13 protein-coding genes are annotated in these 13,900 nt (G+C 66.2%); 7 read left to right on the forward strand and 6 right to left on the reverse strand.

What is annotated here, in order from left to right:
* The first annotated feature begins 17 nt into the window (after positions 1 to 17).
* A complete protein-coding gene (locus tag NG1_RS01350) occupies positions 18 to 362 on the forward strand; it encodes a hypothetical protein (RefSeq protein ID WP_157113799.1) in 345 nt (114 codons plus the stop codon).
* Positions 363 to 626: 264 nt separating this feature from the next.
* Here NG1_RS01350 and NG1_RS01355 read toward each other — a convergent pair whose 3' ends face one another.
* The 4 genes from NG1_RS01355 to NG1_RS01370 form a co-directional block, all read right to left on the reverse strand.
* Positions 627 to 2,876 carry a heavy metal translocating P-type ATPase gene (locus tag NG1_RS01355; protein WP_062967110.1) on the reverse strand — a complete coding sequence of 750 codons (2,250 nt, stop codon included), beginning with the start codon at positions 2,874 to 2,876 and terminating at the stop codon, positions 627 to 629.
* Positions 2,877 to 2,912: 36 nt separating this feature from the next.
* The gene (locus NG1_RS01360; protein WP_062967113.1) at positions 2,913 to 3,848 is read right to left on the reverse strand and encodes a DUF8832 domain-containing protein; all 936 of its coding nucleotides are present in this window, start codon (positions 3,846 to 3,848) and stop codon (positions 2,913 to 2,915) included.
* A 16-nt stretch (positions 3,849 to 3,864) separates the two neighbouring features.
* On the reverse strand, positions 3,865 to 4,071 hold the full coding sequence (locus tag NG1_RS01365; RefSeq protein WP_040864215.1) for a heavy-metal-associated domain-containing protein: 207 nt from the start codon (positions 4,069 to 4,071) through the stop codon (positions 3,865 to 3,867).
* A gap of 127 nt (positions 4,072 to 4,198) precedes the next feature.
* Positions 4,199 to 4,951 carry a carboxymuconolactone decarboxylase family protein gene (locus NG1_RS01370; RefSeq protein WP_062967231.1) on the reverse strand — a complete coding sequence of 251 codons (753 nt, stop codon included), beginning with the start codon at positions 4,949 to 4,951 and terminating at the stop codon, positions 4,199 to 4,201.
* A gap of 119 nt (positions 4,952 to 5,070) precedes the next feature.
* Between NG1_RS01370 and NG1_RS01375 the strand changes: the two genes are divergently transcribed.
* Both NG1_RS01375 and NG1_RS36280 read left to right on the forward strand, forming a co-directional pair.
* Entirely contained in the window at positions 5,071 to 5,628 is a 558-nt protein-coding gene (locus NG1_RS01375; RefSeq protein WP_062967115.1) for a TetR/AcrR family transcriptional regulator, read from the forward strand.
* Between the two features lie 124 nt (positions 5,629 to 5,752).
* Complete coding sequence (locus NG1_RS36280) at positions 5,753 to 5,938, forward strand: hypothetical protein (protein ID WP_157113800.1); 186 nt, start codon at positions 5,753 to 5,755, stop codon at positions 5,936 to 5,938.
* Between the two features lie 15 nt (positions 5,939 to 5,953).
* Here the strand turns inward: NG1_RS36280 and NG1_RS01385 are convergent, their stop codons facing one another.
* Both NG1_RS01385 and NG1_RS01390 read right to left on the reverse strand, forming a co-directional pair.
* Entirely contained in the window at positions 5,954 to 6,664 is a 711-nt protein-coding gene (locus tag NG1_RS01385) for a sterol desaturase family protein (RefSeq protein WP_084498609.1), read from the reverse strand.
* Between the two features lie 8 nt (positions 6,665 to 6,672).
* A complete protein-coding gene (locus NG1_RS01390) occupies positions 6,673 to 7,410 on the reverse strand; it encodes a FadR/GntR family transcriptional regulator (RefSeq protein WP_062967119.1) in 738 nt (245 codons plus the stop codon).
* A 601-nt stretch (positions 7,411 to 8,011) separates the two neighbouring features.
* Here NG1_RS01390 and NG1_RS01395 point away from each other — a divergent pair.
* The 4 genes from NG1_RS01395 (at position 8,012) to NG1_RS01410 (ending at position 13,900) form a co-directional block, all read left to right on the forward strand.
* Complete coding sequence (locus NG1_RS01395; protein WP_063910226.1) at positions 8,012 to 8,968, forward strand: ParB N-terminal domain-containing protein; 957 nt, start codon at positions 8,012 to 8,014, stop codon at positions 8,966 to 8,968.
* A gap of 191 nt (positions 8,969 to 9,159) precedes the next feature.
* The gene (locus tag NG1_RS38000; protein WP_062967123.1) at positions 9,160 to 10,386 is read left to right on the forward strand and encodes a condensation domain-containing protein; all 1,227 of its coding nucleotides are present in this window, start codon (positions 9,160 to 9,162) and stop codon (positions 10,384 to 10,386) included.
* Positions 10,383 to 12,665, forward strand: a complete 2,283-nt coding sequence (locus tag NG1_RS38005) for a peptidase domain-containing ABC transporter (protein WP_084498610.1) — start codon at positions 10,383 to 10,385, stop codon at positions 12,663 to 12,665. Before NG1_RS38000 ends, NG1_RS38005 begins: the two co-directional genes overlap by 4 nt.
* A 146-nt stretch (positions 12,666 to 12,811) precedes the next feature.
* Positions 12,812 to 13,900 (forward strand): class I SAM-dependent methyltransferase, encoded by a 1,089-nt coding sequence (locus tag NG1_RS01410; RefSeq protein ID WP_062967127.1) that lies wholly within the window; start codon positions 12,812 to 12,814, stop codon positions 13,898 to 13,900.

Consider the following 13,900-nt stretch of genomic DNA (forward strand, 5'->3'; position numbering starts at 1 on the left):
ACGAAAAGGAAATTCGGATGCGTCAACGGGTCATGACGGTCTTGGTAGCGGTCGTAGCGGGCGGATCGGCCGCCGCGTTCGGCGGCGCGAGTGCGTCCGCGGTCGCGGTGAACCCCTTCCCCGGTGGCACGGAGGTCTACTTCGACAACGGTGAGTCCGCGGCGATCGCGAACCTGAACCTCGGACCGGCGCTGAGCCAGGTGGCCGTCGCTTGGTCTCCCGGAGCGAAAGCTCTGCTCGGCGATGGGATCACCGAGCACGCCCGGTGGGCCAGCGAATCCCCGACCGGCGGGGTGTCGATCGAGGTGTACGGGTCGCCCATCCAGCCATCGCTGGTCACGGTCACCACCCTTCGCGGCTGAGCGAGATTTCATTTCGGATTTCGGTGTGCCAGGGGTACGCTCGCCCATGGCGTTATGCGCATGCTTTGCCGGAATCCGCGGCGCTCGAGCGTAGAACTCGAGCAGCGGCCGCGAGCAGGCACGCGGCGAGACATCTGGCCGCCGCCCGTGCCGCCGGATGCCGCGCGGCTCGCGCCGCGCCTTCGGTGATTGCCGACATGGAGACCTCCTGGCGGATGCCCGGACGGGACGACACTACGTGTGCCGTCCCGTCCGGTGTTTTCTTCAGTTCGCGGTGGAGCGGAAGCCGCGCAACCGCAGGCTGTTGCTGACCACGAAGACCGAGGAGAACGCCATCGCGGCGCCCGCGAGCATCGGATTCAGCAGGCCCGCCATGGCCAGCGGGATCGCGGCCACGTTGTAGGCGAAGGCCCAGAAGAGATTGCCCTTGATGGTCGCGAGGGTGCGGCGCGACAGCCGGATCGCGTCCGCCGCCGCCCGCAGGTCGCCGCGCACCAAGGTCAGATCGCCCGCCTCGATGGCCACGTCGGTGCCGGTGCCCATGGCCAGGCCCAAGTCGGCCTGGGCCAGCGCCGCGGCGTCGTTCACGCCGTCGCCCACCATCGCCACCACTTTGCCCTCGGCTTGCAACCGCTTGACGGTGTCGACCTTGTCCTGCGGCAGCACTTCCGCGATCACCTCGTCGATGCCGACCTGCGCGGCGATCGCGTCGGCGGCGGCCCGATTGTCGCCGGTCAGCATGATCGGGGTGAGACCGAGGGCGCGCAGCTGGGAAATCGCCTCGGCGGAGGTCGGTTTCACCGCGTCGGCCACCACGAGCACACCGCGCGCCTTGCCGTCCCAGCCGACCGCGACGGCGGTTTTGCCTTCGGCTTCGGCCGCGCGCATCGCCTGCGTCAGATCGTCGTCGAGGTGCTGTGACCAGTCGGCGAGCAGCCGGGCGCGGCCGACGAGCACCGCGTGGCCGTCCACCATGCCCTGCACACCCAGGCCCTCGACGTTGGCGAAATCCTCGACCGGCTTCAACTCGCCCACCCGCTCGCGGGCGCCCTTGGCGACGGCTTGGGCGATCGGGTGTTCCGAGGAATCCTCCAGCGCTCCGGCCAGTTCCAGAATCCTGGAGACCTGCTCGCCTTCGGCGGGGACGACATCGAGCAGCGTCATCTTGCCCGCGGTGACGGTGCCGGTCTTGTCCAGCACGATCGTGTCCACCCGCCGGGTCGATTCCAGCACCTCTGGGCCCTTGATCAGGATGCCCAACTGCGCGCCGCGACCCGTGCCGACCATCAGCGCGGTCGGCGTGGCCAGCCCGAGCGCGCACGGGCAGGCGATGATCAGCACGGCGACCGCCGCGGTGAAGGCCGCGGCCACCGATCCGCCGGTGCCGAGCCAGAAGCCCAGCGTCGCGACCGACAGGGCGATCACGATCGGCACGAAGATCCCGGAGATCCGGTCGGCCAGCCGCTGCGCCTGCGCCTTGCCGGTCTGCGCGTCCTCGACCAGCTTCGCCATCTGCGCCAGCTGGGTGTCCGAACCGATCCTGGTGGCACGCACCACGATCCGTCCGCCGACGTTGACGGTCGCGCCGACCACGACGTCGTCTCGGCCGACCTCCACCGGCACCGACTCACCGGTGAGCATCGAGGCGTCGACGGCCGAGGAACCTTCCGTCACGATGCCGTCGGTGGCGATCTTCTCGCCTGGACGCACCACGAACCGGTCGCCGACGGTCAGCTGCTCCACCGGAATACGCTGCTCGGTTCCGTCGCGCAGCACCGAGACCTCTTTGGCGCCCAGTTCGAGCAGAGCCCGCAGCGCCGCGCCCGCACGCCGCTTGGCGCGCGCCTCGAAGAAGCGTCCGGCCAGGATGAACGTGGTGACGCCCGCCGCGGCCTCGAGATAGATGCTGCCGGTGCCGTCCATCCGCGAGATGGTGAACTCGAACGGATGCGTCATGCCCGGCGTGCCTGCGGTGCCCCAGAACAGGGCGTACAGCGACCAGCCCAGCGCGGCCAGCGTCCCCATCGAGACCAGGGTGTCCATGGTCGCGGTGCCGTGGCGCAGGTTGGTCCATGCCGCACGGTGGAACGGCAGCGCGCCCCACACCACCACGGGGGCGGCCGAGGTCAGCGACAGCCACTGCCAGTTGGTGAACTGCAACGCCGGGATCATCGCCATGGCGATCACCGGCACCGACAACACCAGCGACACCAGCAGGCGGGTGCGCAGGGCGGCGGCGGGGTCGTCCTCGGTCTCGGCCTCCTCCGAGCGCTCCGGCCGGGCGGGCAGGGCAGCGGTGTAACCGGCCTGTTCGACGGTGGCGATCAGCTCGTCCGGCGAGACGCTGCCGGTCACCTCGACCCGGGCCTTCTCGGTCGCGTAGTTGACCGTCGCGGTGACGCCGTCGAGCTTGTTGAGCTTCTTCTCGATCCGGGCGGCGCAGGACGCGCAGGTCATTCCACCGATCACGAGTTCGACCTGCCCGGCGGGGGGAGGTTGTGTCGCGGTGGTCATCGTGGGTGCTCCGTTCTGTGCGCGGACGGTCGTCGGTCAGTGCGCGTGGCCGTCCGGCGCCTGCTGCTGACCAGTGTGTTCGTTGTGAGTGGAGGCGTCTACGGCGGGGGTGCGCGGCGCGACGGTCAGGGTGAATTCGGCGGTGCGGACCACACCCTCGTGCTGGAAGTCGAGGAACAAGCGGTAGTCGCCGGCGCTCGGCGCCGTCACCGCGAAGGTGATGCCCGGTCCGGGCGCGGTCACGCCGTCACCGGGGTGGCCTTCCGGATGGACGTGCAGATAACCCAGGTCAGCGGCGCGCAGGGCCACCAGGTGGCCGTAAGCACCGAGGTAGGGCTGCAAATCGGTCACCGGTTTGCCCGCCCGGCTCACCGACAGCGTCACCTGCGAAGCCCGGCCCGGGACGACAGCTCCCTCCAGCGTGACGGTGTAGTCGCCCACGGTGGTGGTGGAAGCCGTCGCGGGCAGCTTCAGGGGGTCGTAGACGCCCGCCACCCGCAGGTCCGCGCCGAGTGTCAGATTGTCGCCGCCCTCGGGGGTGAAGTCGGCGAACACCCGGTAATCACCGGCACGAGTGAGGTCGAGCGGGACGCTCCACGTTCCGTTGCCGTCGAGCACCGGATGCACATGCTGGAAGGCGGCCATATCGCGGCGCACGACGATCAAGTGGAGATCCTTGTCGTGGCTGCGCATATACCGGGTTACGGGTTTTCCGGCGCGGTCGAGGATGGTGAAGCGCAGCGGTACGTTCGCCGCGGCGGTGGTCTGGGCGGTGTCCAGCCGCAGGGTGTAGCCGCGGTCGGTTGCCATCATTCCTCCGGGTGATGAGTTGGGTTCGCCCTGGTCGGCGGCGTGTGCGGTCGAGTCATGGGCTGCGGGTTCCGGCCCGATGAGCGAACCGGCCGCGAGAGCGATCCCGAAGACCGCGGCGAGGCCGAGGGCGAAACCGCCGAACTTGGTGGATGCGTTCATCGGAGTGCTCCGTCCGTCAGTCGGTGACCGTGTAGCCGGCGCGCGCCACGGCCGCGGTGAGTTCGGCGCGATCGATCGGAGTCGCGCTCTCGACGGTCACCAGGCCGTCGGCGAGGTCGACGGCGACGGAATCGACGCCGGAGATGCGGCCGATCTCGGTGCGGACCGAGGCGGCGCAACCGCCGCAGGTCATACCGGTGACGGTCACGGTGCTGGTGCTCATGGTCGTTCTCCTCGTGCGGTGCTGCTGATTTCTTTACCCTACCCCCCTAGGGTATCAAGTTGTCAAGCCCGGCGTAGACGAAAGCCCGGTCCGCGAGGGAGCGCGGACCGGGCTCGCTGGTCGAGGATCAGGAGGCGGGATAGGTCACCAGGGCGACCGCCGGAGCCGAAACCACCTGTACTTCGGCCGCGTCGGAGACCTCGACGTGCAGGAACCCGCCCTCGATGGCGATTCGGACTTCATCGACGCTGCGCACGCTCCGCCCCTCCCGGTCCAGCAGGGAGTAGCCCTCGACCAGGACGACCTTGCCCGCGGACCGCCATTTCGCTTCCATCACTGTGCCTTTCGTCGGCGCCGCGGGCGGGAAGTCGAGTTCCGGCTCGGCGACGTGGTTGAAGTAGTTGGACAAGACGTTCAGCGCGACATGGCCGACGATCTCGCTCAGTTCGGCATCGCTTACGCCGCGTGCGCGCGCCGCGGCGAGCGCGTCGTCATCTATCCGGCCGCGGGAACGCAGCACGTCGCGAGCGAGGCGCAGGATCGCGTCGGCGTGCGGGTCCTCGGCGCGCGCCGAGCGGGTGTCGGCGATCGCCTGCTCGGTGCAGCCCATCCGCTCGGCGCGCACGGTGTGCGCGGCGGTGCAGTAGTCGCAGCCGTTCTCGTCGGCGACCAGCAGTGCGAGTTGTTCGCGCACCCGAGCGGAGAGCTTTCCCCTGGTCAATGCGTCGCGCAGATTCAGGTACCCGCGCAGTGTGGCGGGACTGTTCGCCATGGCGGCGTAGAGATTCGGGACGCGGCCCAGCTGGCGCTGTACCTCGGCGAGTAGGTCGGCTTGCTCGGTATCGGCGGAGTCGGGGGATACAAGGGGCAGGCGGGACATCGAAGCCTCCAGCTCGAACAAGATGGTACCGATCGGTGCCGAACTTGGACGGTACTAATCGGTTCCATATTGGTCAAGTAGGATGGTACTGATCGGTTCCGTTCTGCTACCGTGACGACATGGCAACTCAGGCCAAGCAGCGTTTGCTCACTACGGCGGAAGAGCTCTTCTATGCCGAAGGCATTCGAGCCGTCGGCATAGATCGCCTACTCCAGGAGTCCGGCGTGGGCCGCGCGTCGTTCTATCGCCACTTCGCGAGCAAGGACGAACTCGTCGTCGCGGTGCTGGAAGATCGTGATCGCCGGTGGCTGAGCTGGCTGCGGGAATCGGTCGAGGCGAAGACCGGCGATCCGGTCGCCCGCCCGCTGGCGGTCTTCGACGCCCTCGCCGACCGATTCGCCCGCAAGGACTTTCGCGGCTGCGCGTTCATCAACACCATGGTCGAGGTCGCCGATCGCGAGAGCGCCGCGCATCAGGTCGCCGATCGGCACAAGCGGCGGGTGATCGATTACCTGTCCGAACTTCTCACCGAGGCGGGTCGGTCCGATGCTTCGGGAATGGCCGCGGAACTCGCGTTGCTGGTGGACGGAGCGATCGTCACCGCTGTTCGCGAGGGGAATCCGGATGCGGCCTCCCGGGCGCGTGCGATCGCAGAGCGTTTGCTCGCCGCGCGGTAGAACTTTCGATCGCCGTGGGTTCGATGCGGCGACTCGGGCGACATTCGGTCAGCGCTGGACCTTCCTCGACGCGGTACTACGCCGCCATGAGGCGGCGCGGGCCGTCCCGCTCGGCGGTGCGGTCGTGATCGCGGCAGTTCTGTCGATTTCGAACGGCGCCTGGATCGTTCTGCTCGCCGTCGCCGGGGTGTGTCAGGTCGGGGATGCGGTGATAGGTCTGTGGCGGCGGATCCCTGGGCAGGTGGCGGGGTCGGTGCTCGTCGGCACGATTCATCTCGCGTCGATGACACACTTGTTGGCCACCAAGTGATCCCAGGGGCTCCCGTCACGTCGAGTGGAGACTACGCGCGGTGGGTGAGGTTTCGGTGGTGGCCGGGTCGGGATAGGTGCCGAAGAGGCGGTCGGCGGTGCCGGAGCTGGTGACCGTGAACCAGTAGTGCTCGTTCTTGTAGTGGTGGTGGCGATGGTTGCGCCACACCGCCCGGTAGAGCGAGCGTTTCGGCTTGTAGTCGGTGTGGATCAGATAGTGCGTCCACTCGTAGCCGAGGCCGAGCAGGGTGATGGTGATCAGGAAGGTCGGCCCCAGGCCCGCGCGGGGGAAGGCGAACGCCGCCAGTGCGATCAACACGACGACCAGCACCGCCAGCGTCCTGGCCGGGATGAAGATCAGCGGGATGTCGCGCGGATCCACGTGATGCTCGCGGTGCTTGCGAGCCAGTTCGCTGTCGAGCGCGACCGGGCCGAGCCGCCGTGGCCGCCAATGCAGCACGGTGACGTGCACGATCCATTCGAAGACCGGGAAGAACGCCAGCATCACGGCGGGCACCAGCAGATCGGTGGGCTGCCAGTCGCCGACGACGATCCGGGCGATCAGTGCGCCGACCAGCGTGGTTCCGATCATCCACGGGGACGGGTGCCGGAGGAATTCCTCGAATGCCTGACCCAGGGTGAGTCCGCGGCGCAGCGCCCGCTCGTCCCTGCGCACCCGCGCCCGCGCGTCGGCCGATTCCCGGTCGGATGTCTTGGATTTGGTCATGATGGTTCCTAGCTGTGCGTGACCGGCGGTCCACCGAGGACCTCGATCAGAGCGGTGGTCGCCGGCTCGAGCAGCGCCCGAGCGGTGGTGGCGGCCTTCTGCGGCCGGCCCGCCGCGATGGCGGCGGCCAGTTCGCGGTACGCCTCGACGTTGCCCACCTCGGCGGACATGATCGGGGCCAGCGCCGCGAGCGCTGGTTCATAGGCGGCGCGCAACATGTTGAACATCAGCCGGAAAACGATCGAGTCGGCCGCGTCCACGACGTGATCCCAGAACTCCATCGCGTGCCGCTGCTGGGCGATCGGGTCCGGCTCGCCGGCGAGTGCCTCGACCGAGTTCTCCAGAAGAGGGCGAATCGCTTCCGCGCCGACTGCGCCCACCCGGCGCGCGGCCAACTCAGCCACCTTCGGCCCGTTGTGCAGGCGAGCCTCCAGAATGCTGCGCGCGACAGCGGGGTCGAGTTCCCCGGCCTGCACCAGCAACCTGGGCAGCACCTCGAGCCCCGCACCGCGCCGATAGTCCAGCACGGTCGTCGCGTCTCCTTGCCGCACGGCCACCAGCCCGGCCGCCGCCAGCCGCTGTAGCGCCTCCCGAACCGCGGGCCGGGACACCCCCAGCGCCTCCGCCAACTGCCGCTCACTGGGCAAGGTCGCCCCCGGCGCCAGCTCGCCACTGAGCACATCCGCGGCGATCTGCTCGAACACATCCGCCGACACCGACCGCTTGACCACAGGTTGCAACGCCATGCGTCTACTGTGCGCCGAGATGGTCAGGAGGTCAAGTGGTCAGACCAATACAGCGGCGAAGTCCGAGGCGGAATGGGATGCGCGGGTCGCGGTCCTACCTGGTTGTGCCAACACCGATATGGCGTCCGGCCTCAGGTGCCGACGGTGCCGCGCGCGGCGGAGGCCTGGCGGCCAGGGATGGCGCGAGGCAGGCGTTGTCAAGGTGTTCCCTCGGTCTCGAAGTTCGGACTGTGGCAGCGATGTGGGCGAATATTGTTAGATCAATAATGCATAACTTGTGCATAGGCTGTGGGCGGTGCGGCTGGGTAATGGCGCGGTCGAAGTGACCGAGTAATTGCCGCTTGCGCCGACAGTTCGGATCGTGATATGTTCCGTGGCGTGCGGCGCATAGCTCATGTGCTGGCCGAGGGAGGGTATTCGAGCGTTCGGGGGGAGTCGCGACAAAATAGAAGCTTGTTTTCGGCTGAGTTCTCCACATGGAGGTCAGTCGCAGATCATGCTTTCTTTTGTGTGCGCGCTTCTTCGCGGGGACGGAATGGGGAGGTTCAGGTGGGGCGCAAAAATGCATGGCCTGGAATGAATGGCAGGGCGGGAGCGAGAAATGACGCCCGCTGATCATTGGGATGTCATCTGCGCGCCGACAACGGTCGCTGTCGGTTCCATCCGAATTTCCGGATCGCCTCGGCTGGTGCGGGAAAATCTCGACCATATCCGAGCGATGATCCAGCTGGATACGCCGATGCCTCCGATAATCGTGCACCGTCCGTCCATGTGCGTTATCGACGGTATTCATAGATTGCGCGCCGCGAAGCTACGCGGTGACACGCATATTCTGACCGCCTTCTTCGATGGCACCGCCGCCGATGCCTTCGTGCTGGCACTCAAGGCGAACGTGGCGAACGGCTTGCCGCTGTCGCTGACCGAGCGCACCGCGGCCGCCCGGCGCATCCTCGGCACCCATCCCCACTGGTCGGATCGAGCGATCGCGCGATACGCAGGACTTTCCGCCAAGACCGTCTCGTCCATCCGGCAGCGTTCGAGTGTGGAGATTCCACACTCGAACGCCCGATCGGGACAGGACGGAAGGGTCCGTCCACTCGACAGCGCCGAAGGCAGACGGCTGGCCGGCCAGTTGATCCTGAGCCGCCCGGATGCCTCACTGCGAGAGATCGCGAAAGAAGCGGGAATTTCCGCATCGACCGTATTGGATGTCCGAGACCGCCTTCGTCGCGGCGACGATCCGATACCGGAAGCCCGGGTTCGCGGCCGTCCTGAGAAATCAGCGCGCCACGAGGATGCGGTCTCGGCAATGGATGCGATGCGTTCCCTGGGAAAGGACCCGACCGTCCGGTTCAACGAGTCCGGCAGAACCTTGCTTCGACTACTGAATTTTCTTCTGATGGACGCCGAGACGCGGGATCGCCTGATCGATAATGTGCCACCGCATTGCACTGAGGCGGTCGCCGCTGCTGCTCGGGGTTGCGCCGCCGCATGGCAGCAATTCGCGGTCGAGGTGCAGAACAGGCATGCCGATGGTGCAGAAGCCATCGGGAGGTAAAAAGTGAAGGAGGTGAAACAAATCATGGAGATCGAATTCAAGAAGGTGGCTATCGAGCCTATCGATGATGCCGAGCTCGACGACATCGTAGGTGGCGTCGTCCTGGCCGGTCCGGTCGCGACGCAGGCCATCTAGTAGTTGCCCTGGGCGGTCGAAATCGGCTGCCCAGGGCTTCTCGAAGAAAGCAGAGTATGACGCTTCCAGTACTGCCGAGCCAAGCGGATGTTCTCCTGGATCAGGAGCGGTCCGGTAACAGCAGCAACAATCTCGGATTCACCCTGACATTCGGCCCCGAGATTCCTGACGAGCGAATCGTGCGTGCGCTGGAAGCCGCCGTGTCTGCTTTCGAGGCCTTCCGGCTGCGCTGCACCGGTAGCGCGAGAACCGGCTACACCCAGGAGATACGGCCGCCGAGCGAGCCCGCGGCTATCGAACTGCTGGATGTCTCGGACGCGGACGCGAGGAGTGTCCGCCACTACCTCGAGACCATCCTCTACCGGGACTCGGTCACCTGGGATTGGCAGCGACTCGGTGTGTACAGGTTCCGTGTCCTGAAGGCGGCGGGAGGGATCCATCACGTGGCGGCATCGCTGCAACACCAAGCCTTCGATCATCGTTCGGTGCAGATCGTGCTCGATTCGATTCGGGATTTCGTCACGACGGGAAACGAGAAGCGACGCACCATAACGGAACCCGACGACTACACCGGAGCCGTGCGCGCCGCGACTCTCGACGCACAGGCGAACGAGCGGGCGATCGCCTACTGGGAGAACGAGCTGAGTTCCGTGCCTGCCGAGTTCGGCGCGGCGGTCGATTCGTCACCGGCTCCGTGGCACCGCGAGAGTTTGGTGCTCGACGGCGCCGACTACGCGCGTTTCCGGGAGCGTGCTGGAGCATCGCCGTGGGGAGGCGCGGCATTGTTGTTGGAACGCCTGGTAGACCAATGGCGAAAGCGCCACCAGCCCGTGTGCGTTATCGACGTCCGGCTGAACTGCCGTCCGCCGCGTTATGAGCGGCAAGTCGGTATGTTCGCCACCACACGTCCACTCGTCTTCGATACCGCCGATGACGCATGGCGACAGCGGGTTTGGCCGAAACTGATCCGGGCCGCGGCACACCAGCGAGTCGACAGCATCGCGCTGCGCGCGATCGAAGACGAGCGCGGATTCGATGGGCACCGAGCATTTCCGGCCTTCAACTATGTTGTCGACGCGGAAGGTTCCGCATCGTCCGGGGCCGGTCTGCCCGACGGCGCAGTCCACCGGATCCCCTTCCGCCCGCGCAGCGCCACGTACCGGCCAATGGGACTGAGCGTTCGGGAAATGAACAGTTCGATAGCGATCCAACTCGTTGCGAGTTCACGGCTGTTCAGCCGGGCCGACGTCACCAGGATGCTGTACGGGATCGTGCGCGGATGAGCGGCGATAGCGAAAATGCGACCCGAGCGGACAGTTGGGACGCTTCCGGACGGTTCCGTCGGCACGCCGTGGCCAGGGGAGGACGTATCGGGAACTTCGGCAGCCCGAGATTCGTCCAGGGCACGGATCCCGTCGAACGCGATATCTTGAACGGATTTCGGCGCGGTGTGCGCGCTGTCATCCCCGAAGGTCGGCAGGTGGGGGACGTCGACTGCGGTCCGGCGAGCCTGCAGATGGCGCTGGCCAGTCGTGGCATCGATGTCCCGCTGGAGCAGCTCCGAAAGGAGACCGACAGCGGCCGAAACGGAACCTCTGCTGCTGCGCTGCTACGGGTGGCTCGTTTACACGGTATGGACGGGCGGGGGGTACGAAGCAATCTGGCCGGACTTCGTCATCTCGCGCCAGGGTCGATCCTGTTCTGGCGTTTCAATCACTTCGTGGTCTTGGAAGGCGCTGTCCGGTCATACGCGGTCGTCCTGGACCCGGCGGTCGGCCGTCGTAGGATTCCATGGAGTGAGATAGATGAAGAGTTCACCGGGGTCGCGATAGAGTTCGCCGCCCCGTCCGCGGAAGGCGCGAGAACGAGGCGGAGCGGATGGCGGCGGATCGCCGGTGAACTGGGTCCGGCGAGTTGGATCGTCCCGCGTACCTCGAAGTGGGGGCTCGCGCTCGCCGCGTCCGCCGCACTGCTGATCTACAACCTCGCCTACCCTTACGTGCTCGGTGAGATCGTTTCGTGGACGGCGGATGGGGACGCCGGATTCGACGGCGAATTGCGCTATGGAGCGCTACTCGTCGCGGCGGTGCTGTCGTACGGGGCGATGCACCTGGTCCGCTCTCGTCTGATCGTCACGATCCAAAGCTTGGTCGAGGCTCGCATCGGCGAGACCCTCATGGCCCGGGTCACCCGATTGCCGTTGGAGTTCTTCCTGGGCAGGCATCCGGGTGACCTGGCCCTGCGGGTTCGGTCGGCGGGACGCTTCAAGCAAGTCGTGTCCGTGTCGACGCTGGGCGCGGCGTTCGACGCGGTGCTGATCGTGGGATATCTGATCGTGGTCGGGTCGCGCGATATCGCGTTGGGGGCCGTGGCCGCGACGGGGGTCCTGGCGTTCGTTCTAGGGATGGCGGTGACATGGAGGCGCCAGCGCCAGCTGTCGGTAGCCGCGTGCGCCGCACAGGTCGAGGCGGCGAATGTCGTCCACGAACTTTTCGCGAACATGACGACGGTCAAGGCGCTCGGAGCCGAGGGTGCGGTCCACGCGAGGTGGCTGAACACCTTCAGCGGCGAATTGACGGCCGGAACGCGAAAGCGCCGGCATGCCGGGTCGGTCTCGGTCTTCGTATCCGCGCTTCAGTTCGCGACGCCCCTGACCGTTCTTTTCACCGGAATCCTCACGGCTGGGGACGGCAGCGCAGGACTGACCGACGCGGTCACGCTGAGTGCTGTCAGTGCGGGCTTGTTCGTGTCGCTGTCCAATCTTTCCCTCGCACTCACCGCCCTGGTGGACTTGGTTCCGGACATGCTGCGTATCGACGACGTGCTCAACAGTGCCGTAGAGCCCTGTGGCAGTGCGCATCTCGGCCGAACGGATCGTGCCGTATCGGTGCGGCTCGACCGCGTTTCGTTCAGCTATCCAGGTAGTCCGCGAGAGACCATCCGAGAGGTCGATATCGACGTGGGTCGGGGGGCGTTGACCGTGATCGCCGGAAGGTCCGGCTGCGGCAAATCGACCATCGGGATGCTGCTGGCTGGGCTTCTGTTCCCCGGCGACGGTCGGGTCCTGGTAGACGACACGGACCTCGCGAATCTTGATCTGACGGCCTACCGGCGGCACATCGGATATGTCGATCAGAACAGCGGTTTGATGGCGGGAAGTGTTCTGGAGAACATTCGCCTCGGCGATGAAAGTGCTTCTCTGGACGATGTTCGCCGGGCGGCGCGTATGGCGCAGATCGACGAATTCATCGAGGGTTTGCCGATGAAATACGAGACGATACTGAGCGCGAGCGGCGGGGGAATCTCGGGTGGACAGCGCCAGCGAATCGCCTTGGCGCGGGCTCTGGTGAAAAACCCGCGACTTCTGATCCTGGACGAAGCGACGAGCGCCGTCGATCCGGAGACGGAGCAGGCGATATTCAGGGAGCTGACGTCGTTGGACGCGACTGTCATCGTCCTGGGACACAGGGTGCCCCCCGGCTGCGGCGAATGCGACGTTGTGGTGGTCGAGGACGGACGCGTACGGACATCGGCGTACGGACAGCATAGGAACGGCGAATGACGAATTGCTATTACTGTACGCTTTTCGCTGGAGCCACCGGCGACGGAGTGATACACGCCGCGGAGTTCGACCTCGGGTCCTCCGCGCCGCGGTGCGCAGCGCATTGGCGGGTCGTCTGTGGCTGCTGTGATCACCCAGCGCATTTCATGGCCGCGGCGTTCTGTACGGTCGATCAGCGCTATTTTTGCGCCGAGTGCGCGCAAGAGGTCGAGATGGTGTCCGAATCCTTTTTCGGATGGGAATACTATTACCGCTATCGGTCGCCGTGGTCCGGCCGGTGGGAGCCGGCGCTGGACAGGGCGATGTTCGAGGGTCGTCATCCGTATCAGGCCGCCGTGTCGGCCGGTCGAGAATTTCCGGGACTCTCCACCGAACGCCAGGTCGACCGCGCGAATGCGCGATCCCAATCGTGGCTGGGCGCGGTGGACGACATGTATGTAACTCGATCTTGGGAAGATAACGCGGAGCGCTGGGACGAGGTATTCGACGCCGAGGGCGATGAGAGCCGGAAATACCACGGTGACGCGCCGCTTCTGACGCTGCTGGGTGACGTGCGCGATGCGCGTGTGCTGGATCTCGGGTGTGGAAACGGCTACCTGAGCCGCATACTGGCCGGCAGTGGCGCTCATGTGGTCGGGGTGGACCCGAGCGAGAAAATGGTGGCGCTGGCGCGCGAAAGGGAGATCCGAGAGCCGCTCGGGGTCGCCTTCGAGGTCGCCTCGGCGGACGATCTGTCGGAATTCGCCGATGCTCGGTTCGACATCATCGTTGCGAACCACGTGCTCACCGCCATCATGGACTTGGGTGATGCGTTGGTCGAGGCCAACCGCGTGCTGCTGCCCGGCGGCCGACTGGTCGCGCTGTTCAGTCATCCGTGCTTCTCGTGTGGCCCGCGTACCTGGATTTCACCGGTGCCGGACTCGCCGCGCCCTGAAGAGAACACGGGTTACGTTGTCGATCACTACTTTCGTACCGGGACGTATGCCATCGAGGGGTGGGAAGGTTTTTCCCCGGTGCCGTACATCCATCGCCCGCTGAAAGAATACTGGCAGGCTTTTCGAGGCGCCGGTTTCGCGGTGGACGACTTCGATGAGCCCGTGGTGACCGAGCGCGGGCTCGCAGAGTTGCCACAATGGCGGGTTGCGCAACTCGAACGCGCGGCGCAATCATGTATTTTTGCATGCACCAAGGTGGGGAATGAAGTCCGGCTCGGCGGCAGTCAGGGGGGTTTGTGA

It is taken from the genome of Nocardia gamkensis NBRC 108242, assembly GCF_001612985.1.
Taxonomy (GTDB): domain Bacteria; phylum Actinomycetota; class Actinomycetes; order Mycobacteriales; family Mycobacteriaceae; genus Nocardia; species Nocardia gamkensis.

Bases quoted from the DNA above. Each gene is read 5' to 3' on its own strand.
- NG1_RS01410 (WP_062967127.1), top strand. From the start codon at position 12,812: ATGGCCGCGGCGTTCTGTACGGTCGATCAGCGCTATTTTTGCGCCGAG.
- NG1_RS38005 (WP_084498610.1), top strand. From the start codon at position 10,383: ATGAGCGGCGATAGCGAAAATGCGACCCGAGCGGACAGTTGGGACGCT.
- NG1_RS01395 (WP_063910226.1), top strand. From the start codon at position 8,012: ATGACGCCCGCTGATCATTGGGATGTCATCTGCGCGCCGACAACGGTC.
- NG1_RS01385 (WP_084498609.1), bottom strand. From the start codon at position 6,664: ATGACCAAATCCAAGACATCCGACCGGGAATCGGCCGACGCGCGGGCG.
- NG1_RS01390 (WP_062967119.1), bottom strand. From the start codon at position 7,410: ATGGCGTTGCAACCTGTGGTCAAGCGGTCGGTGTCGGCGGATGTGTTC.
- NG1_RS01375 (WP_062967115.1), top strand. From the start codon at position 5,071: ATGGCAACTCAGGCCAAGCAGCGTTTGCTCACTACGGCGGAAGAGCTC.
- NG1_RS01370 (WP_062967231.1), bottom strand. From the start codon at position 4,951: ATGTCCCGCCTGCCCCTTGTATCCCCCGACTCCGCCGATACCGAGCAA.
- NG1_RS01360 (WP_062967113.1), bottom strand. From the start codon at position 3,848: ATGAACGCATCCACCAAGTTCGGCGGTTTCGCCCTCGGCCTCGCCGCG.
- NG1_RS38000 (WP_062967123.1), top strand. From the start codon at position 9,160: ATGACGCTTCCAGTACTGCCGAGCCAAGCGGATGTTCTCCTGGATCAG.
- NG1_RS01350 (WP_157113799.1), top strand. From the start codon at position 18: ATGCGTCAACGGGTCATGACGGTCTTGGTAGCGGTCGTAGCGGGCGGA.
- NG1_RS01365 (WP_040864215.1), bottom strand. From the start codon at position 4,071: ATGAGCACCAGCACCGTGACCGTCACCGGTATGACCTGCGGCGGTTGC.
- NG1_RS01355 (WP_062967110.1), bottom strand. From the start codon at position 2,876: ATGACCACCGCGACACAACCTCCCCCCGCCGGGCAGGTCGAACTCGTG.